Origin of the sequence: Nesterenkonia lutea, assembly GCF_014873955.1 — a bacterium.
In the GTDB taxonomy this organism is placed as follows: Bacteria; Actinomycetota; Actinomycetes; order Actinomycetales; family Micrococcaceae; genus Nesterenkonia; species Nesterenkonia lutea.
This window is the reverse complement of the sequence record NZ_JADBED010000001.1, coordinates 1,069,444-1,089,133: the sequence shown is the minus strand read 5'-3', so window position 1 is coordinate 1,089,133 and position 19,690 is coordinate 1,069,444. Positions and strand designations below refer to the sequence as shown.

General features: G+C 67.2%; 15 protein-coding genes. 11 read left to right on the top strand and 4 right to left on the bottom strand.

Translation table 11 applies throughout. The features are described 5' to 3' along the window. Positions 1 to 196 precede the first annotated feature (196 nt). Positions 197 to 412, top strand: a complete 216-nt coding sequence (locus tag H4W27_RS04960) for a DUF7455 domain-containing protein (protein WP_192594943.1) — start codon at positions 197 to 199, stop codon at positions 410 to 412. A gap of 118 nt (positions 413 to 530) precedes the next feature. On the opposite strand, the gene H4W27_RS04955 is transcribed toward H4W27_RS04960, so the two are convergent. The 3 genes from H4W27_RS04955 to H4W27_RS04945 form a co-directional block, all read right to left on the bottom strand. Then, positions 531 to 1,955: an RNA polymerase sigma factor gene (locus H4W27_RS04955; protein WP_192594942.1), complete on the bottom strand. Its 1,425-nt coding sequence runs from the start codon at positions 1,953 to 1,955 to the stop codon at positions 531 to 533. Between the two features lie 209 nt (positions 1,956 to 2,164). After that, entirely contained in the window at positions 2,165 to 3,415 is a 1,251-nt protein-coding gene (locus tag H4W27_RS04950; protein ID WP_192594941.1) for a DUF4192 family protein, read from the bottom strand. Positions 3,416 to 3,555: 140 nt separating this feature from the next. Then, entirely contained in the window at positions 3,556 to 4,701 is a 1,146-nt protein-coding gene (locus tag H4W27_RS04945) for a PAC2 family protein (RefSeq protein ID WP_318782160.1), read from the bottom strand. Between the two features lie 194 nt (positions 4,702 to 4,895). Between H4W27_RS04945 and H4W27_RS04940 the strand changes: the two genes are divergently transcribed. The 3 genes from H4W27_RS04940 to sucB all read left to right on the top strand — a co-directional run bounded on the left by H4W27_RS04940 (position 4,896) and on the right by sucB (position 10,041). Beyond that, positions 4,896 to 6,485 carry a leucyl aminopeptidase gene (locus H4W27_RS04940; protein ID WP_192594939.1) on the top strand — a complete coding sequence of 530 codons (1,590 nt, stop codon included), beginning with the start codon at positions 4,896 to 4,898 and terminating at the stop codon, positions 6,483 to 6,485. A 143-nt stretch (positions 6,486 to 6,628) separates the two neighbouring features. Next, positions 6,629 to 8,008 carry a dihydrolipoyl dehydrogenase gene (gene lpdA / locus H4W27_RS04935; protein WP_225939010.1) on the top strand — a complete coding sequence of 460 codons (1,380 nt, stop codon included), beginning with the start codon at positions 6,629 to 6,631 and terminating at the stop codon, positions 8,006 to 8,008. Positions 8,009 to 8,109: 101 nt separating this feature from the next. Next, a complete protein-coding gene (gene sucB, locus H4W27_RS04930) occupies positions 8,110 to 10,041 on the top strand; it encodes a 2-oxoglutarate dehydrogenase, E2 component, dihydrolipoamide succinyltransferase (RefSeq protein WP_192594938.1) in 1,932 nt (643 codons plus the stop codon). Positions 10,042 to 10,147: 106 nt separating this feature from the next. Here sucB and H4W27_RS04925 read toward each other — a convergent pair whose 3' ends face one another. Further along, a complete protein-coding gene (locus H4W27_RS04925; protein ID WP_192594937.1) occupies positions 10,148 to 11,782 on the bottom strand; it encodes a protein kinase domain-containing protein in 1,635 nt (544 codons plus the stop codon). A 103-nt stretch (positions 11,783 to 11,885) separates the two neighbouring features. Here H4W27_RS04925 and lipB point away from each other — a divergent pair, with 103 nt between their 5' ends. The 7 genes from lipB (at position 11,886) to H4W27_RS04890 (ending at position 19,670) form a co-directional block, all read left to right on the top strand. Then, a complete protein-coding gene (gene lipB / locus H4W27_RS04920; RefSeq protein WP_192594936.1) occupies positions 11,886 to 12,617 on the top strand; it encodes a lipoyl(octanoyl) transferase LipB in 732 nt (243 codons plus the stop codon). After that, positions 12,614 to 13,621, top strand: a complete 1,008-nt coding sequence (gene lipA / locus H4W27_RS04915; protein WP_192594935.1) for a lipoyl synthase — start codon at positions 12,614 to 12,616, stop codon at positions 13,619 to 13,621. The genes lipB and lipA overlap by 4 nt, the downstream gene beginning before the upstream one ends. Positions 13,622 to 13,644: 23 nt before the next feature. Next, positions 13,645 to 14,445 (top strand): DUF4191 domain-containing protein, encoded by an 801-nt coding sequence (locus H4W27_RS04910; protein WP_192594934.1) that lies wholly within the window; start codon positions 13,645 to 13,647, stop codon positions 14,443 to 14,445. A 297-nt stretch (positions 14,446 to 14,742) separates the two neighbouring features. Continuing rightward, positions 14,743 to 15,375 carry a 30S ribosomal protein S4 gene (rpsD, locus tag H4W27_RS04905; RefSeq protein WP_192594933.1) on the top strand — a complete coding sequence of 211 codons (633 nt, stop codon included), beginning with the start codon at positions 14,743 to 14,745 and terminating at the stop codon, positions 15,373 to 15,375. A gap of 179 nt (positions 15,376 to 15,554) precedes the next feature. Next, positions 15,555 to 18,254: an alanine--tRNA ligase gene (gene alaS, locus H4W27_RS04900; RefSeq protein ID WP_192594932.1), complete on the top strand. Its 2,700-nt coding sequence runs from the start codon at positions 15,555 to 15,557 to the stop codon at positions 18,252 to 18,254. Next, the gene (ruvX, locus tag H4W27_RS04895; RefSeq protein ID WP_192594931.1) at positions 18,247 to 18,795 is read left to right on the top strand and encodes a Holliday junction resolvase RuvX; all 549 of its coding nucleotides are present in this window, start codon (positions 18,247 to 18,249) and stop codon (positions 18,793 to 18,795) included. The genes alaS and ruvX overlap by 8 nt, the downstream gene beginning before the upstream one ends. A gap of 158 nt (positions 18,796 to 18,953) precedes the next feature. After that, entirely contained in the window at positions 18,954 to 19,670 is a 717-nt protein-coding gene (locus H4W27_RS04890) for a hypothetical protein (protein ID WP_192594930.1), read from the top strand. Positions 19,671 to 19,690: the final 20 nt, after the last annotated feature.

Genomic DNA, 19,690 nt, shown 5'->3' with positions numbered 1-19,690 from the left:
CATCGTAGTTGCGCAGCGGGGCGCAGAGCCGCAGAAGCGCCGCAGGCGCTACGCGCACAGCGAAAGGGGCCCGGTCCAGGCCTGTTGAAGCGAATGAAATCCAGAGCTTCGTGGTTCTATGGAACACCAAGAGATCCTGCCCGGGACATCCCGTTCAGAGGAGCTCTGGAGTATTGACGCTGAGGAGGCGAAGAGCATGACCGGTACCACTGGCACCCTGGAAAATCAGCCGACAACCCTGACTGCCCTTGATCGTTGCGACCGCTGCGGGGCACAGGCCTATGTGCGAGCGGCCCTGCCATCCGGCGTTCTGCTCTTCTGCAATCACCACGCACGGCAGGTCGAGGATTCGCTGCGACCCAAGACCGTCGAGTGGATCGATGAATCAGACCGCCTGGTGACCGCGAGATAGCACCGGAGTCCTCGGCGACGCGGGAACACAGACCGCGCGAGGGCCACGGCGGCCCAGCATGACGAAAGGGTGCGGCCCGGAGAGATCCGGGCCGCACCCTTTCGTCTGAGCACCGGGCTCAGTCCAGGTAATCCCGCAGGACCTGAGAGCGGCTGGGATGGCGCAGCTTGGACATGGTCTTGGACTCTATCTGCCGGATCCGCTCGCGCGTGACTCCGTAGACCTTGCCGATCTCGTCCAGGGTCTTGGGCTGGCCGTCGGTGAGTCCGAAGCGCATGGCCACGACGCCGGCTTCACGCTCGGCGAGCGTGTCCAGCACCGAATGCAGCTGTTCCTGAAGCAGGGTGAAGCTGACCGCGTCCGAAGGCACGACCGCCTCTGAATCCTCGATCAGGTCACCGAACTCGGAGTCTCCGTCTTCGCCGAGCGGGGTGTGCAGCGAGATGGGCTCACGGCCATACTTCTGCACCTCGACGACCTTCTCAGGCGTCATGTCGAGTTCCTGGGCGAGCTCCTCCGGAGTGGGCTCCCGGCCCAGGTCCTGGAGCATCTGCCGCTGGACGCGGGCCAGCTTGTTGATGACCTCGACCATGTGCACCGGGATGCGGATGGTGCGCGCCTGGTCCGCCATGGCACGGGTGATGGCCTGCCGGATCCACCACGTGGCATAGGTCGAGAACTTGAAGCCCTTGGTGTAGTCGAACTTCTCCACGGCACGGATGAGTCCGAGATTTCCCTCCTGGATCAGGTCCAGGAAGAGCATGCCGCGTCCGGTGTAGCGCTTGGCCAGCGAGACGACGAGTCGAAGGTTGGCTTCGAGCAGGTGGTTCTTCGCCCGCTTGCCGTCGGCGACCACAAGTTCCAGATCACGGCGGAGCCGCTTGTCCTTGATGTCCTCGCGGGCAAGCTTGTGATCTGCGAAGAGGCCAGCCTCGATGCGCAGAGCGAGATCGACCTCCTGCTCGGCGTTCAGCAGCGCGACCTTGCCGATCTGCTTGAGGTAGTCCTTGACCGGGTCGGCGGTGGCGCCCGCGGAGACCACCTGGATGGCAGGGGCGTCGTCCTCGTCAGCGTTGGAGATGACGAATCCGCGGCCCTTGGACTCCTCCTCGTCGCTGTCCTTGGGCTTCTGACCGTCTTCGGCGATGACCTCGGGATCTTCGCCGTCGGCGACCGCCTTGGCGACTGCCTTCTCCAGAGCCGCTGTCGGAGCAGCCTGCTCCTCGGCATCCACCTCGGCCAGCACCTCGTCGACCGGGTCTGCGGCCTTCTTCCGGCCACCGGTCTTCTTGGCGGGCGCCTTGGTCGCCGCGGCAGACGCTGCCGTGGCGGGGGCGGCCTTCGTCGCAGCCGCCTTCTTGGCTGGGGCGGCCTTCGATGCAGGAGCCTTCTTCGCCGCGGTGCCGGCGGTGCTCTTCTTCGTCGCCGTGGACTTGCCGCTGGCAGTGCTGCGCGTGGCGGCACTCTTCTTGGCGGGCGTCTTCTTCTCCGCCTCGGCAGCGGCCGCGTTCTCTTCAGTGGACTTGGACGCAGTAGTGGGCACGTTGACCTTCCGACTTGGACATATGAAGCAGATGCGCTGAACTTGATGGTCAACACACCTATGACCCTGTCAAGGCCATTATTGAAGTCGCACTCGCTGAGGAGCTGTCAACAGCTCCTGCGGCGGCGCGATCCCACAATGGTTGCAGGGTCTCAGCAGTTGACAACATAGCTTGTTCCGCTGGCATTCCCAATCCGGGGATATTTTTCTCAGCTCTTCGACTCCGCCTGGCTGCGCGTCCAGGACCAGCTGTGCTTCTTCACCCGCGCCCAGGCGCAGACGCCTTTGAGCTGCATGAGCCGTTCGATCAGCGCGCTGAACTGGTTCTGCGGAAACTCCTGGAGGCATTGATCGATGAAGGCACCTGCTGCTGTACCGCGTCCTCGCGACCATTCGATCCAGGCCATCAGGCAGAGCAGATTCTCCCGCTCCGCCCCTTCGGCGTAGGGCACAAGCCGCTGCAGCACCAGCTCGAGCGAGTCCACCCGCTCCCAGTCCGGACGACGGCCCGTCTCTCCGAGGAATGATGCGGCATAGTCCTCGAGCAGTCGATGCTGATCCGGATCCGTCCAGCTGGCCCCCGGGGAGCTATGGACGCGCAGCCCCAGCATCGCGGCGGGCAGTCCCAGCGTGGCCAGTGGAATCAGCAGATCACGGCAGGGTCCGCTCCTGAGCTGCTCCAGGAGGCGGGTGACGACCTCGGCGGTGAAGCTCGGTGCCTCCGGCGAGACTTCCTCGAGCGCAGCGTCCCAGCGGAGCAGCAGCCGCTGAGCCTGCAGCGGACTGAGCCGCTCCGCGCGCTGGCGACGCTCCTGTTCGACGGCGTTCCGGATCTCCGCATCCGGGGCGGGAGCCTGACTCAGGAAGAGCGCGGCCGCGCGTTCGAGAGGGCGTGCCCTCCGGTCGGCGGAGAGCACCCCGTCGGGGTGCGCGGCGTCTGCCATCAGGTCCGAGACCGAGTGCGGTGCAGGAGTGCGCCCACCCTCCTCGGCGCCGCGTGGATCACGGATGGTGTCGCCCGCGACGAACCACACCTGGACCATGCGCACGCAGTACTCAGACTCCAGCAGCAGACCCAGCGCCGCGAGGCAGGCCTGCCAGGAGGACTGCTGGGAGTCGCCGTCCGGCTCGGCTCCGATGAGCATGACCAGCGCCGCCTCCGGGACGGGTTCGGCTCCCTCGCCGGCCAGGCATTCGGCGATCAGGCGGACCGAGACGTAGGGGTCCACCAGCGCCGGTCGCAGATCGACACGCATATGTCCCCCGGTGTGACCATCCCGCAGCCCGATCACGATCAGGGACTCGGCAGGGATCCCGCCGAAGGTGTGCCGCACCAGCTGCAGGCAGTCGGCCGGGCTCTGGATGTCCAACCTCGGCTGAACGGGAGGCGAGTCTGGTGAGGTGTGCCGCGCCTCCGGGGTTCCGCGGCGGGGCTGGTCGTCATGGGAGAGTGCGTCCATGCCTGAAGCCTGCTCGTCATGGACATCTCCCGCAGGCGGTGTCAATGCGCTGTGGATGGCGCTGCCGCAGCCGTCCGCCGCACCTGCCCTGGGGAAGAACAGCCTTCCGGTCAGCGCTGGGGGTCAGGGTCAGCGCCCGGTCAGCGCTCCGGGTCGGTGGGGTGCTCATCCTTGGAAGGGGCATCATCTTCAACCCCGGTGTCCTCCTGGGAGGTGTGACCAGTCTCGGACTCGGGATCCGCCGCGATCTCCCGGTCCGCCGGCGCCTCCGGGACGGCGTCCTCAGCCGGGTCATGGTGACGCAGGTACGCCTCCACGGCCGCACCGAGCTCCTCGGCGTCGGGGACCGCCTCATCGTCCTTGACCAGGAGGGACCGCTGCTGCGGGGTCGCGTACTCATCGAAGTTCCGCTCCAGGCGTTCGACCATGCCCTGGATCTCCGAGTTCTGCTGGACCTGCCGGGAGACGTCCTGGTCCACCACACGCGATGCCTCACGCAGCTCCTCGGTGGGCAGCATGAGCTCCAGCGCCGCTCCGGCGTACTCCAGCGCGGCCACGGCGACATGCGGGAACTTCCCCGCCGCCAGATAGTGGGGCACGTGAAGCGTGTAGCCGACGACCTCGCGCTGCGCCTGCGTCAGTCGCAGCTCCAGGAACTGGCTGAGTCCGGCCTCTATCTGCGCGGTGGGGCCCCAGGTGGAGATCCCCTCGATGAGATCCGGCCGGTTCCCGTGCGCGGTGACCCCGATCGGGCGGGTGTGCGGAGTGGGCAGGCCCAGCGCGTCCACGAGCACCACCAGCTTCACATTCAGGCGCTCCACCAGCTGCAGCACGGCACTGGAGACGCGGTCCCACTGGTAGTCGGGCTCGTCTCCGGCGAGGAAGAGGAAGGGCTGCCCCAGTGCATCACGAACCTCATAGAGCTCCAGGGAGGGGCTCTTGAAATCACTGAACTGGTTGTCGGTGAAGGTGATCTGCGGACGCCGCGAGCGGTAGTCGAAGAGCTCGTCGACGTCGAAGCTGGCGAGCCGATGGTGGGGCAGGGTGCCGAGCAGAGAGTCGGAGAGCTGTTCGCTGAGGCTTCCGGCGTCTGTATGGCCGGACCAGGAGACCAGCAGGCTCAGCCTCTCAGCCGGTCCCTGGTCCTCGCGCAGCACCAGGGCACCAGCCTCTGCGCTGACGGTGGACTCGGGGGTGTTCTGGCTGCCGAGGTTCACGAAGGAGTCCGACTCGTCGCTTCCATCGGCTGCCGGGTGCACATGCAGCAGATCCAGGGGGTCCTTCACCTGAGGGCTCCTCTTCGGTATGGGGACTGGGACGTCATCCACCGCATCGTGCGGCGCAGCCGGCCCAGAGAGTCGTCTGTACAACAGGATGCCACCTGCAGGCATTCCCGCGCGGATTGTGGTTAGGATCGATTGTCGAGAACCACCATGACGACTTTGCGATTCCACCACCCTTGGAATCAGACGGGACAGATGTGATCAACGATTTCCAGCCCAGCCTCTCCGCTGTATCCACCTCGATCGAGAAGACCGCGACTGACGCGCTCGTGCTCGGTGTCGCGAAGGGCCCGCAGGGTCCCATCCTTCTCCCGAACCCGCTCGCCGATGCCGCCGCGAAGGGCGTGGCGGACTCGCTGAAGGCGCTGGGGGCCACGGGCGCCGCCGATCAGCTCCTGCGCCTTCCGGGCATGGACGGCTTCAACTCCGAGACCCTGGTCCTCATCGGCGTGGGCCCGCTGACCGGTGAGCCCACCGGAGGGATCTCGCTGGAAGCGCTGCGACGCGCCGCGGGCTCCACGGTCCGCCAGCTCGGCAGCATCGAGTCTGTGGCCCTGGCGCTGCCCGCCTCGTCGGTGGAGCAGGTCGGCGCCATCGCCGAGGGTGCCGCGATCGGCGCGTACTCCTTCAACCACTTCCGCAGCTCGGAGGAGGCACGGACGGCCTCGCCCGTGCGTGACATCCAGATCCTGACGGAGCTCAAGGACAAGCAGACCCGCGCCGCACTGGACCGCGCCGCCGTCGTCGGCTCGGCCGTGCGTGCGACCCGCGATCTGGTGAACACGCCCCCGAGCCACCTCTTCCCGGAGAGCTTCGCCGACATCGTCACGGAGCTAGCAGATCGCACCAAGGCCCCGGCCTGTGCAGGCGGGTCTGCTCGTGCCGCGAAGGTCAAGACCAAGGTCTGGGCCGAGAAGGAGCTCGCCAGGGACGGCTTCGGCGGAATCCTCGGCGTGGGAGCCGGCTCCTCCCGGAAACCGCGGATGGTCCGGATGGAACACTCCCCCGCCAAGCCCGTGGCCCACATCGCGCTGGTCGGCAAGGGCATCACCTTCGACTCCGGAGGACTGTCGCTGAAGCCCGCCGCCTCCATGACCACCATGAAGCTGGACATGGGCGGCGCGGCCACTGTGGCCGCCGTCGTCCGGGCCGCAGCTGACCTGAACCTGCCGGTCAAGGTCACCGGCTGGCTGTGCCTGGCCGAGAACATGCCCTCAGACACCGCCCAGCGCCCCGAGGACGTCATCACCATCCACGGCGGCAAGACCGTGGAGGTGCTAAACACCGACGCCGAGGGCCGGCTGGTCCTCGCCGACGGCCTGGTCGCGGCCTCGGCCGAGCAGCCCGATGCGATCATCGACGTGGCCACGCTCACCGGCGCGCAGATGATCGCGCTCGGCGTGCGGACCACCGGGGTGATGGGCAACGAGGACCTGCGCGAGGCGCTCGTGGTGGCCTCTCAGGAGGCCGGCGAGAGCCTGTGGCCCATGCCCATCCCCGAAGAGGCGCGCGCCGGCTTCGACTCCGAGGTCGCTGACCTGACCAACCTCGGCGACCGGTTCGGCGGCATGCTCAACGCCGCTGCCTTCCTGCGCGAGTTCGTCGGAGACCGCGCGGGAGCCGCCACGGACGCTCTGGATCCCGAGTCCACGCGGATCCCCTGGGCCCACCTGGACATCGCCGGGCCGGCGTTCAACGAGAAGAGCGCCTACGGCTACACCCCCAAATCGGGCACCGGCGTGATGGTGCGCACGCTGATCAGCTACCTCGAGGGCATCAGTCGCTGATTCAGTGGCTGATGCCTGCGCACAAGCGATAGGCTGAACGCAACGAACACCTGTGGCGCGCTTCGAACGGGTCGAACGTCCCACGCGAAGCGCGCCACAGGCGAAATCAATGAACTTCACGTCTCACTCGATGCAAGGGAGCAATGACAGTGGCCGACCAGCCTCAGGAATTCGACGTACTCGTTCTCGGCGGAGGCAGCGCAGGCTATGCTGCCGCGCTGCGCTCGGTCCAGCACGGCCTCACCGTGGGCCTCATCGAGAAGGACAAGCTCGGCGGCACCTGTCTGCACTGGGGCTGCATCCCCACCAAGGCCTACCTGCATGCCGCTGAGCTCGCCGACGAGGCGCGCACCTCAGAGAAGTACGGCGTCAAGACCACTTTCGAGGGCGTGGACATGGCCAAGGTCCGCGAGTACAAGGACGGCATCGTCGCCGGGAAGTACAAGGGCCTCACGGGCCTGCTGAAGATGCGAAAGGTCACGGTCGTCTCCGGCGAGGGAAAGCTCGTGTCGGAGAACGAGATCGAGGTGGACGGCACACGGTACACCGGCAAGAACATCGTGCTTGCCACCGGCTCCACCTCGAAGACCTTCGGCCTGCCGCTGAGCAAGAAGATCATCACTTCCACCGAGGCGCTGGAGATGGACTCCACTCCGAAGTCGGCGATCGTGCTCGGCGGCGGCGTCATCGGCTGCGAATTCGCCTCGGCCTGGACCTCCTACGGCACCGAGGTCACCATCATCGAGGGCCTGCCCTCACTGGTGCCCAATGAGGATCCGTCCATCGTGAAGCAGCTTGAGCGCACCTTCAAGAAGCGCGGCATCACCTTCAACACCGGCACCTTCTTCAACGAGGTCAAAGAGACCGACGACGGCGTCAAGGTCACCCTCGAGGACGGCAAGACCTTCGAGGCCGAGATCTGCCTGGTCGCCGTCGGGCGCGGTCCCGTCACTGAGGGCTTCGGCTTCGAAGACGCAGGAATCACGCTCGATCGCGGCTTCGTGATCACTGACGAGCGGCTGCACACCGGCGTCGGAAACATCTACGCCATCGGGGACATCGTCCCGGGTCTGCAGCTGGCCCATCGCGGGTACCAGCAGGGAATCTTCGTCGCCGAGGAGATCGCGGGAAACAACCCGATGATCGTCGAGGACATCAACATCCCCAAGGTCACCTACTGCGACCCCGAGATCATGTCCGTGGGCTACACCCAGCCCGCGGCTGAGGAGAAGTACGGCAAGGATCAGGTCGAGATCACCGAGTACAACCTCGCGGGCAACGGCAAGTCCTCCATCCTGGGCACCGGCGGCCTGATCAAGATGGTGGGCGTCAAGGGCGGTCCGATCGTGGGAGTCCACGGCATCGGCACCCGCATCAGCGAGCAGGTCGGCGAGGCTCAGCTGATCGTGAACTGGGAGGCCTACCCCGAGGACGTGGCCTCGTTGGTCCATGCACACCCCACGCAGAACGAAGCCATGGGTGAGGCCGCGATGGCGCTCTTCGGTCACCCGCTGCACGGCTGACCCACACCTCCCGGACCGCCGGGGCCCTTCCAGTACCGCCCGTTGAGATAATGCTCCAGCCGTGAGGCTGCGTCGAACTTTGAGAGTAGGAGTCGGACACCATGTCTGAAACCGTGAACCTTCCAGCCCTTGGTGAATCAGTCACCGAAGGCACCGTGACCCGCTGGCTCGTAGAGGTCGGTGACACCGTCGAGGTCGACCAGCCCCTGCTGGAGGTCTCCACCGACAAGGTGGACACCGAGGTGCCCTCCCCCGCCGCTGGCACCATCGAGGAGCTCCTCGTGGCCGAGGACGAGACCGTGGAGGTCGGTGCGCCGTTGGTCAAGATCGGCGACGGCTCCGGCTCGGGCGATGACTCCTCAGATGAATCCGCTGAGGAGAACGGCGAGGCCGAGGCATCCGCAGACAGCGATGACGGCGAGGGCGACTCCGGTGAGGATCAGGCCCAGGATGAACAGGCTTCCGAGGCTGATCCTGAAAAGGCCGAGGATGCCGCCACCGAGGCTGAGCAGCCAGAGGCCACCGAGCAGGCCGCCGAGGAGAAGGCGCCCCAGCAGGACGAGGGCGGTGGCTCTGAGGGCGAATCTCAGGAGGTGACCCTCCCGCAGCTGGGTGAATCAGTGACAGAAGGCACGGTGACCCGCTGGCTCGTCGAGGTCGGCGACACCGTCGAGGTCGACCAGCCCCTGCTCGAGGTCTCCACCGACAAGGTCGACACCGAAGTGCCTTCCCCCGTGGCAGGAACCATCCAGGAGATCAAGGTCTCCGAGGACGAGACCGTCGAGGTCGGGGCGGTCCTCGCCCTCGTCGGCTCCGGCAGCGGCGGATCCTCCGCGCCGAAGCAGAGCGAACCCGAGCAGGATGCCGAATCCTCCAGCGACGAAGGTTCCTCCGATGAGGGATCCTCTGAGGACGAGTCCGCTGAGTCACAGCAGGCTGCCGAGGAGAAGTCGGAGCCTGCCGAGGAGCCCGCTCCCGAAGAGCGGACCGAGGCTTCCTCGTCGAAGTCCGAGAAGTCCGAGGCCTCTGCGAAGTCCGAGAAGTCCAGTGATTCCGGCTCTTCGACAACGAAGTCTGACTCCTCCGATTCCTCGGCCGAGGGTTATGTGACTCCCCTGGTGCGTCGGCTTGCCAAGAACGAGGGCGTCGACATCTCAGACGTGAAGGGCACTGGCGTGGGCGGTCGCATCCGCAAGCAGGATGTGGTCGACGCCGCCGAAGCGCAGAAGTCCAAGTCCTCCGCCGAGGAGCCTGCCTCGGGCGGTGCGGCGAAGTCTGCGCCGAAGGTCGAGGTGGACACCACCAAGCGCGGCTCCACCGAGAAGGCGCCCCGGATCCGCCAGGTCATCGCACAGCGGATGAACGAGTCCCTCGACATCTCTGCGCAGCTGACGCAGGTCCACGAGATCGACATGACCCGCATCGTGAACCTGCGCGCCAGGGCCAAGGCCACGTTCCGCGAGCAGAACGGCGTCAATCTCACCTACCTGCCCTTCATCGGCACTGCGGTCACGGAGGCGCTCAAGCAGCACCCCAAGCTGAACGCCGAGTATGACGAGACCAACCAGGAGATCACCTACCACTCCAGCGAGCACCTCGCTTTTGCGGTGGACACCGACAAGGGTCTGCTCGTCCCCGTCATCAACGACGCAGGTGACCTCAGCATGGCCGGACTGGCCAAGAAGATCGTCGACGTGGCCGACCGGACGCGAAAGTCCAAGATCGGTCCCGGAGAGCTCTCCGGCGGCACGTTCACGATCACGAACTTCGGCTCGGTGGGGGCCTTGTTCGACACCCCGATCATCAACCAGCCTCAGGTCGCGATCCTGGGCACCGGGGCGATCGTCAAGCGGCCGATGGTCGTCGAGGACTCCGACGGCAACGAGAGCATCGGCATCCGACACATGATGTACCTGTCCTTGACCTACGACCACCGACTGGTGGACGGGGCGGACGCCGGACGCTTCATGCAGACGCTGAAGGCTCGCCTCGAAGGCGGCAGCTTCGAGGCCCAGCTGGGCCTTGAAGGCTGATTCGCGCTGCTGGAGCTGATGACGCTCCGGTGAGTCGAGGCTGACTCTGCAGAACAGGGCTCGTCCGGACGGACGGGCCCTGTTCTGCGTCCGGGCCCCGGCGGGGTCACCCAGACTCCTCCACGCTGTGCAGCAGCCACTGCCCTCGGCTGCGCTGCAGCGCCAGCACCACCTGCTGAGACTCCGCATCCTCAGAGTCCGCAGCATCAGAGTCCGCAGCATCAGAGTCCGCTGCCGCCGACCCCGCAGGGGTGGCCCGCACGGTGACCTCCAGCTCGACGCGAGGGGATTGTGACGGCGCTGACCCCGGTTCGGGGTCGGCGCTGTGGACCGTGATCTGCAGCGCCTCGCCCGCGTAGCGCATCCCCTGGTCGCGGAACCGGCCGACCAGCGCCTCATCGGCCGCCGCCGCAGGAGAGCCCTCCACGGTGTAGTGCTGCACCAGGTCGCGCTCAGCATGGGTAAGTGCGCGGGTTCTCAGCTCGGCGATTCCCTGCACGGCCATGGCCGGGTCGCGCAGCCGCAGCAGATCGCGCGGGTCCGCAGAACTCGTCTCAGTCCGATCCGCGGAATCATCGGCGTCCAGGGACCGCGCGGCGCGCGTCGATTCCGCGCCCTCCTTCTCCGGCCCCATGGCGAGGACCCACCCGCCGAAGCCCGCAAGCACCAGCACCCCCGCCAGCGCCGCCGCGAGTCCCGCCCTCATCCGGCGTCCACCGCGCGGCACCTGGCCTCGTGCGGTGGGAAGCTCAGGCACCACCTCTTCGTCCACGTACGGGGTCAGGTCCAGGGGCGCCGCGGCGGCACAGGCGAAGAGCCGCACGGCGAAGTCCTCAGCGCTGGGACGCAGAGCGGGATCCTCCTGCAGCGCAGACTCCAGCAGCAGGACCATCGCGTCCGGGGTCTCTGGGCGAAGGCTGGGCAGGGGCGCCCTGCGATCCCCACGAGCCGGCAGCGAGCCGCAGAGCGCGAACCAGGCAACAGCTGCCAGGGAATACACATCTGCTGCGGGAGCCAGGACATCCGGGCCCTGCCGCAGCCTGCCCGTTCCTCCGTCTGGAGTCCTCCAGCGCCGGTCCGCTGCCTCGGGGGCCGCGAACCCGGGTGTTCCGACGCCGGGGCCGGCTGTGCCCAGCGCCTGGGCATCGGCCAGATCGCCCAGCGCAGACCGTCCATCAGGGCCGAGCAGGATGTTGCCCGGCGAGACATCGCCGTGGACGACACCCTGCCTGTGCAGGCTGCTCAGCGCGGTGGCGATCGGTGTGAGCACAGTGATGACCTCTCCGATCTCCAGCCGACCGGCGCGGCTGAGCACCGATCCCAGGGAACCGCCGCAGCAGGGCTCGAGGAGAAGCGCGAGACCGTGGGAGGTCTGAACTGTTCCGTAGGCTCGCACCAGGTGCTCGTGGCGCAGCGCATGCAGCGCCTGCAGCTCCGCCGCTGCCGCGTCCGCACAGTGCGACCGGTCAGCGGAGGCGAGCGGGATCTTCAGGGCGAACTCGCCGGGCGGAGGAACGTCCACGAGGTCCCAGTCCGGTTCCTCGGCGCCGGTGCGAGTGCCCAGCCACACGGCACACGTGCCGCCCACCCCGAGCAGCCGTTCGATCCTGATGCCAGAGGCCCGGGGGCTCTGGGAACGACGCCCCACGATCAGCGCCTCATCGCGATCACCACCGCGGTCATCACCGGGATCATCACCGGGATCATCGAGTTCCGTCACCGTCGTCGCATCGCCCTGCATGGGAGCCATTGTGACCGACCCACCGGGACCTTCCAGAAGTTATCCACAGACGCAGAGCCGACGCAGTCCACCCCGTCCGCAGTCCAGGGTCTAGGCTGGTGCCATGGAGCTCGCATTCACGCGGCTGGGGTTCGATCCCCAGCTTCTCGACTACGCCGAGACCTACGCCGTCCAGCGCCGGCTGCACGCCGCGGTGCTGGAGGGCTCGGAGCCCTCGACCGTGCTGCTGCTGGAGCATGCCGACGTCTACACCGCGGGACGGCGGACCGAGCCCCAGGACCGGCCCAGGGACGGCACCGAAGTGCTCGACGTCGACCGCGGCGGCAAGATCACCTGGCACGGACGCGGACAGCTGGTCGGCTATCCGATCCTCCACCTGCGCGACCCCTCGCTGGTCCGGGACTATGTCTGCGTCCTGGAGAAGATGCTGATCAGCCTGCTGGCAGAGGACTACGGCATCAGGGCGGTTCAGGTGGAGGGACGCTCCGGAGTCTGGCTGACCGACGAGGGACGGGACCGGAAGATCGCGGCCATCGGGCTCCGCGTGCACCGCTCCGTCACCATGCATGGATTCGCGCTGAACTGCTCCAACGACCTCACTCCCTTCACGAACATCATCCCCTGCGGCATCGACGACGCCGGCACCACCAGCATCAGCGCCGAGATCGGGCGCCGGGTCACTCCGGAAGAGGTCTCCGAACAGGTGGCCTCGCGGCTCGAACGGGTGCTTCCGCCGCTGATCAGAAGAGACGACGACCTGCCCGAATCCGCCGACTCCGGTGACCTTCGGCGCGCCTGCGACATCCCCCGAACAACAGAAGGAGCTCCACAGTGACTGTGGCACCTGAAGGTCGACGCATGCTGCGCGTCGAAGCACGCAACGCCTCCATTCCCGTGGAGCGCAAGCCTGAGTGGATGCGCACCAAGGTCAAGATGGGTGCCGAGTTCGCCGAGATGAAGAAGCGGGTCGGAGAGAAGGGCCTGCACACGGTCTGCGAGGAGGCTGGCTGCCCCAACATCTTCGAGTGCTGGGAGGACCGGGAGGCCACGTTCCTCATCGGCGGATCCGCCTGCACCCGCCGCTGTGACTTCTGTGAGATCGACACCGGGCGGCCGCCCGCCGTCGACGAGTCGGAGCCTCTGCAGGTCGCGCAGTCGGTGCAGGAGATGCAGCTGCGCTACGCCACGGTCACCGGCGTGGCCCGCGATGATCTGCCCGATGAGGGAGTGTGGCTCTACGCCGAGACCATCCGCAAGATCCATGAGCTCAATCCCGGCACCGGTGTGGAGATCCTCATCCCAGATTTCTCTGGACGCGAGGAGAACATCGCCGGAATCTGTGCGGCCGCACCCGAGGTCTTCGCGCACAACGTCGAAACGGTGCCCCGCATCTTCCGGCGCATCCGCCCGGCATTCAGATACGAGAGATCACTGGACGTGCTCACCCAGGGCCGTGCTCACGGCATGATCACCAAGTCCAATCTCATCCTCGGCATGGGTGAGACCCGCGAGGAGGTCTCCGAGGCGCTGCGCGACCTGCATGACGCCGGCTGTGACCTGCTCACGATCACTCAGTACCTCCGCCCGACTCCGCGGCACCTGCCCGTGGATCGCTGGGTCAAGCCACAGGAGTTCCTGGACATCTCCCAGGAGGCAGAGGAGATCGGGTTCCTCGGCGTGATGTCGGGTCCGCTGGTCCGCTCCTCCTACCGCGCCGGCTCGCTCTGGGCGAAGGCGATGCAGCGGAAGGGCTGGGAGATCCCCGCCGCCCTGGCGCACATCGAACCGTCGGGCGCGACCAAGCAGGAGGCCTCCACGCTCGTCGCTGCCGGCTTCTGAGCCTGCGGTAGACTTGCCTCACTATGGCACCAGCTGACACCACTCCTCCCCCGGTCTCCTCCAAGGCAGAGGCCAAGACCGCGCTCAAGAACCTGAAGGCCCAGCAGAAGGCCGAGCAGCGCGACCGCAAGGCGCGCAAGAAGGCCAATAAGCAGGACGGCTTCTTCGCCAGGATCAAGCAGGTCTTCACGATGACCCGCTCCTACGACCCGAACATCGGGTGGTGGATGGCCCTGGCCTTCTTCGTCACCCTCGGTGTCGCCTTCGCAATCTTCGGCCTCCTGCTGAACTGGATCACCGGCCTGCTCATCGGGCTGCCGCTGGCTCTGCTGGCCGCCATGATCGTGATGAACCGGCGCGCGGAGAAGGCCGCCTTCTCCCGGATCGAGGGACGTCCCGGCGCGGCGGCCGCAGCCCTGAGCACGCTCAAGCGCGGGTGGATCGTCACCGAAGAGCCCGTGGCGATGGATCCCAAGACCCAGGACGCGATCTTCCGCGTCGTCGGCAGGCCGGGACTGATCCTGGTCACCGAAGGGCCCTCGCAGCGCGTGAGCAAGCTTGTGCAGAAGACGCGCAAGCGCTTCAGCCCGATCCTGCGCGACACCGGCGTGCCGATCCACGTCATCCAGGCCGGACGGGGAGAGCAGCAGGTGCCTCTGCAGAAGCTGAGCAAGGCGATCAAGAAGCTGGACAAGAAGCTGAACAAGCACGAGGTCAGTGCAGTGGAGCAGCGCCTCGCCGCCCTGCCGATCTCTCGCCCACCGATCCCCAAGGGTGTGGATCCCTACCGCACGCGCCCGGATCGCAAGGCCCTGCGCGGCTGAACCGGCCGCACCGCGTCGCACTCCAGAACCCCGATCGTCCCCGCGATGATTGGGGTTCTGTCGTCCCCGATGCTAGGCTGTTGTGCTGTCTGGCAGGCATCGCGCATCAAGCCAAGATCCTGCACTCGGCCCCCTCCAGAACATCGGTGGGGCAGCTGTGTGCCGGCGCGACGTCGCAGTGAAGTGAGTTCTCGGCAGCTCACGCTCTCCGGTTCTGGGATCCCGGAGGCCAGGTGCCTGATCGTCTGTCGCGATCAGGGTTAAACATCAATCGCCGACAAGACAGGAAGGCATTCAATGCCCACATCACCATTGCGCAGTCGTCGTACTGTGAAGGCCTCGCGGGCCCTTGGCATCGCGCTGACCCCCAAGGCCCAGAAGTACCTGGATCGCCGCCCCTACGGCCCCGGCCAGCACGGCCGTACGCGCCGTCGCCAGGATTCCGACTACGCGGTGCGCCTGAAGGAGAAGCAGCGTCTCCGCGCCCAGTACGGCATCCGTGAGGCGCAGATGACGCGCTACTACGAAGAGGCCAAGCGCATGCACGAGGGCCTGACCGGTGAGAACCTCATCGAGCTCCTCGAGTCCCGCCTGGACGCCCTGGTTCTGCGCTCGGGCTTCGCCCGCACCATCGCCCAGGCCCGCCAGTTCGTCGTGCACCGCCACATCATGGTCAACGGCAAGCGCGTGGACCGTCCGTCCTTCCGCGTGAAGCCCGGCCAGATGATCCAGGTGCATGAGCGTTCCGAGGGCTTCGAGCCTTTCCAGGTGGCCGCCGCAGGCACCCACCAGGACGCGCTCCCCACGGTTCCCGGCTACCTCACCGTCGAGATCGAGAAGCTGCAGGCGACTCTGTCCCGCAAGCCCAAGCGTGAAGAGGTTCCGATCACCTGTGAAGAGCAGCTCGTGGTCGAGTACTACGCACGCTGATCGTCCGCTGATCACTCAGAACATCACGTTCTGAAACCCCAGAGCCCGCTGCCCTCCACATCGGAGACCGCAGCGGGCTCTGTGTTTCAACTAAGCTGGTCCCGGCGCAGATCCACCCAGGTCACGACACCAGGGCGGCCGACTCGCAGCGACCATCAGCAGGAGGATCTCAGAAACTCATGAAGACCGAGGACATCGCCCGGACGTGGTACGACTACTTCGCCGCCAAGGGACATGAGCGCGTCCCTTCAGCATCGCTGATCTCACCGGACCCCTCGGTGCTGTTCACCATCGCCGGGATGGTGCCGTTCATCCCGTACTTCATGGGCACCGAGAACCCGCCGTACTCCCGCGCCGTCTCGGTGCAGAAGTGCATCCGCACCGCAGACATCGAAGAGGTCGGCAAGACGGCCCGCCACGGGACGTTCTTCCAGATGTGCGGCAACTTCTCCTTCGGCGACTACTTCAAGGAGACGGCCATCCCCATGGCCTGGGAGCTGCTGACGAACCCCGTCCAGGGCGACGCCCAGACGGGCCTGCGCGGCTATGGGCTGGATCCTGAGCGGCTCTGGGTCACCGTGTATCAGGACGACGACGAGGCCTACGCCATCTGGCGCGACCAGGTGGGCATCCCCGAGACGCGGATCCAGCGGTTCGGCCCCGAGGACAACTACTGGAACACCGGTCAGCCCGGCCCCGGCGGTCCCTGCTCAGAGATCTACTACGACCGCGGTCCCGCCTACGGGATCGAGGGCGGCCCGGCCGCTGACGAGACGCGGTACGTGGAGATCTGGAATCTGGTCTTCATGCAGTACCGGCTCTCCGCCGTGCACTCCAAGACGGAGTTTGAAGTCGCCGGCCCGCTGCAGAGCAAGAACATCGACACCGGCCTGGGACTCGAACGGCTCGCCATGGTCCTCCAGGGCGTGGAGAACATGTACGAGACCGACCAGGTCCGCCCGGTGCTGGACCGCGCAGCGACCCTTGCCGGGATCAGCTACACCTCCACCGAGGATCCTGCCGACCCCCGCCATGCCAATGACGTGCGCCTTCGCATGATCGCTGACCATGTGCGCAGCTCGCTGATGCTCATCTCCGACGGAGTTCGTCCTTCCAACGAGGGCGGCGGCTTCGTGCTGCGCCGGCTCATCCGCCGAGTCATCCTGGCCATGCGCCTGATGGGCGTCGAGGAGCCGGTCTTCGGTGAGCTGGTCACCGTGTCCAAGAACGCGATGAAGGGCGTCTACCCCGAGGTCGAGACAAACTACAGCAAGATCCACGACACAGCGGTCAAGGAGGAGCAGGCCTTCCTGCGGACCATCTCCGCCGGCACCGCCAAGCTGACCTCCGCAGTGTCCTCGGCGCAGACGGCGGGGGCCGCCGTCACCGGCGCCGACGCCTTCGCGCTGCACGACACCTATGGCTTCCCGATCGACCTGACCCTGGAGATGGCCGCCGAGGCCGGCGTCCGCGTGGACGAGGCGAGCTTCCGTGAACTCATGACCGAGCAGCGCGAACGAGCCCGTGCGGATGCCAAGGGCAAGAAGTCCGGGCATGCCGACACCCAGCTCTACCAGGAGCTCCGCGCAGACTCCCCCACCCGCTTCACCGGGTACACCGAACACACCACTGAGTCACGGATCCGCGGACTGTTGGTCAACGGCGAGTCACGGCGCAGCGCCGCCGTCGGCGAGGACGTCGAGCTGGTCCTCGACGCCACGCCCTTCTACGCCGAGGCCGGGGGGCAGGCGCCGGACACCGGACGCATCACCGGTGACGGCTTCGAGCTCGAGGTGCTCGACGTCCAGTCCCCCATCAAGGGACTCTCGGTGCACCGTGCCCGCGTCCTCGCCGGCGAGGTTCCTGCGGGTGCACCGGCGCTGGGCGCCATCGATGTGCGCCGCCGTCTCGACGCCCAGAAGGCCCATTCCGGCACCCATCTCATCCACGCGGCGCTGCACGACGTTCTGGGCCCCGAGGCGGTTCAGGCCGGCTCCTTCAACAAGGAGGGCTACCTTCGCTTCGACTTCACCGCCGAGGAGGCCATGAGCACCGGGGCCCGCCAGGAGCTGGAGGAGGCCGCGAACCTCGCGATACGGGACAACTACGAGGTGCTGACCAGGGTGACCAGCCTCGAGGAGGCGCAGGCCCTGGGCGCCATGATGCTCTTCGGCGAGAAGTACGGCGAGGAGGTCCGCATGGTGGAGATCAACGGCGCCTGGTCCCGCGAGCTCTGTGGGGGCACGCATGTCGATGCCACGGCGGAGATCGGCACACTGGCCCTCATGTCGGAGGCCTCGGTGGGTTCGGGGAATCGCCGCGTCGAGGCCCTGGTCGGTCTCGATGCCTTCAACCACTTCGCCGCGGAGCGCACCCTGGTGAATCAGCTCACCGAGATGCTCAAGGTCCCCGCCGACCAGGTCCCAGACCGCATCGCCGCCACGCTGGCCAAGCTCAAGGACACCGAGCGGGAGCTTGAGAAGCTCCGCAGCGCCCAGCTCCGAGCGAAGGCTTCAGAGCTGCTCTCGCAGACGGTCGACGCAGGCGGGATCGATGTCCTCGCCCATGATGCCGGGACCGTGACCGGTGCCGATGACCTCCGTGCGCTGGCCCTGGATCTTCGGGGGCGGTTCGGCTCGCGCCCGGCTGTGGCTGCTGTGGCCGGCGTCGCCAAAGGACGTCCCGTCATCGTGGTGGCAACCACCGAGTCCGCCCGCGCGCAGCACGTCTCTGCCGGGGAGCTGGTCAAGCTCGCCTGCAGCGTGCTCGGCGGAGGCGGAGGCGGCAAGCCGGATCTCGCTCAGGGCGGCGGAGCGGACGCGACCAAGATCGCGACCGCACTGGACGACGTCGTCACGGCGGTCACCCAGCGTGGCTGAGCAGCCGTCTGAACGCGCCCCCGACCCTGCCGCCACGTCCACGGAGCACCTCCGCACCCCGGCACCGCGGGCAGGCGTGCGGCTCGGGGTCGACGTCGGAGAGGCAAGGGTCGGACTGGCGGCCTCGGACCCGGATGCCCTGATCGCGACCCCGGTGATGACGCTGCGTCGTGACCACAACCGGGCCTCAGATCTGAAGATGCTGCTCAAGATCGTGCGCGACCGAGACGTCCGCGCGCTCTACGTGGGACTGCCGCTGTCCCTCTCGGGTGCCGAGACGCTCTCCACGCAGAAGGCACGGGACTATGCCCGGAAGCTGGCCCAGATGCTGGACGAGGAGCAGCTCGCCGCAGAGATCTACCTCGTCGACGAGCGGCTCTCGACCGTGTCCGCCGCCGAGAAGATGCGAGCCTCCGGAGTCGCCTCCCGCGACCAGCGCGATCGTATAGACCAGGCCGCCGCTGTGGAGATCCTCGCCCACGCCCTGGACCTGCGGCAGGCCTGGGGCCGTGAACCCGGGGCCCCGGTCTCCCCCGCCTGACCTGACCGCCTCCTCCACCGGCCCGTCCACCGGCTCACCAGCCCCTCGGCTCACGCGAGCTCTCCACAGCCGCCGACTGATGATCCTCGGGACGCTCTCCTGTCCACAGCCGCTTCCTCGCGGAGGCGCCGCGGCCTCGGACCGGAGATGCTTCTCTCATGGGAACATCAGCCGGGCGGACGCTGCCGGAGGGACTCTACCGCCCCGGCCCGCAGTTCACCGCGGCCGAGCTGCAGGTGCTCGTGCACGAGGCTGTGGTGCGTGCGGTGATCGGCGATGTCTACGCCTGTGTGAACCTTCCCGACTCGCCCGGACTGCGTGCCCTGGGATGCCGGGAGCTGCTCTCCGAAGGGCTGCGCGCCCAGGCGGTGCTCTGCGGGGAGACAGCCGCCTGGGTCCATCTGGGCGGTTCGGTCAGGCCGGGGAAGATCACCGTCATCACGGAAGACATCTTCAGACGCACGACGGCGGCGGCAACCAGCTGGCAGGTTCACCAGGTCCAGCTTCAGCCCTCCGAGGTGATCCGGTTCCATGAGGTGCCCGTCACGGCCGAGCTGCGCACCGCGGCCGACATCTTCCTGGGCCTGGGCACGGCGGGCAGCAGGCGACCCCTGGACCTGCCGCCTGCGCCGCCCGAGCCCGGCCAGCCCGCACCGGAGCACCCGGGGCAGTCGCACTGCGAGCCGGCCTTCACCGACTCTGCCCACCGCTGGGAGCTGATCCGTCGGCTCGCCGCGGCGAGTCCCGGAGCGATCGAGCCCGAGGCGCTGCGCGCGCAGATCTGCTCCCAGCTGCGCAGCCGCAGCTCCATGCAGGCCCGGGGGACGCGCATCGCGGCTCTGCTGCAGGCCCGCGTCTTCGGCGCCGAAGGCTGAGCCGCCGGGCAGTGCTGGTC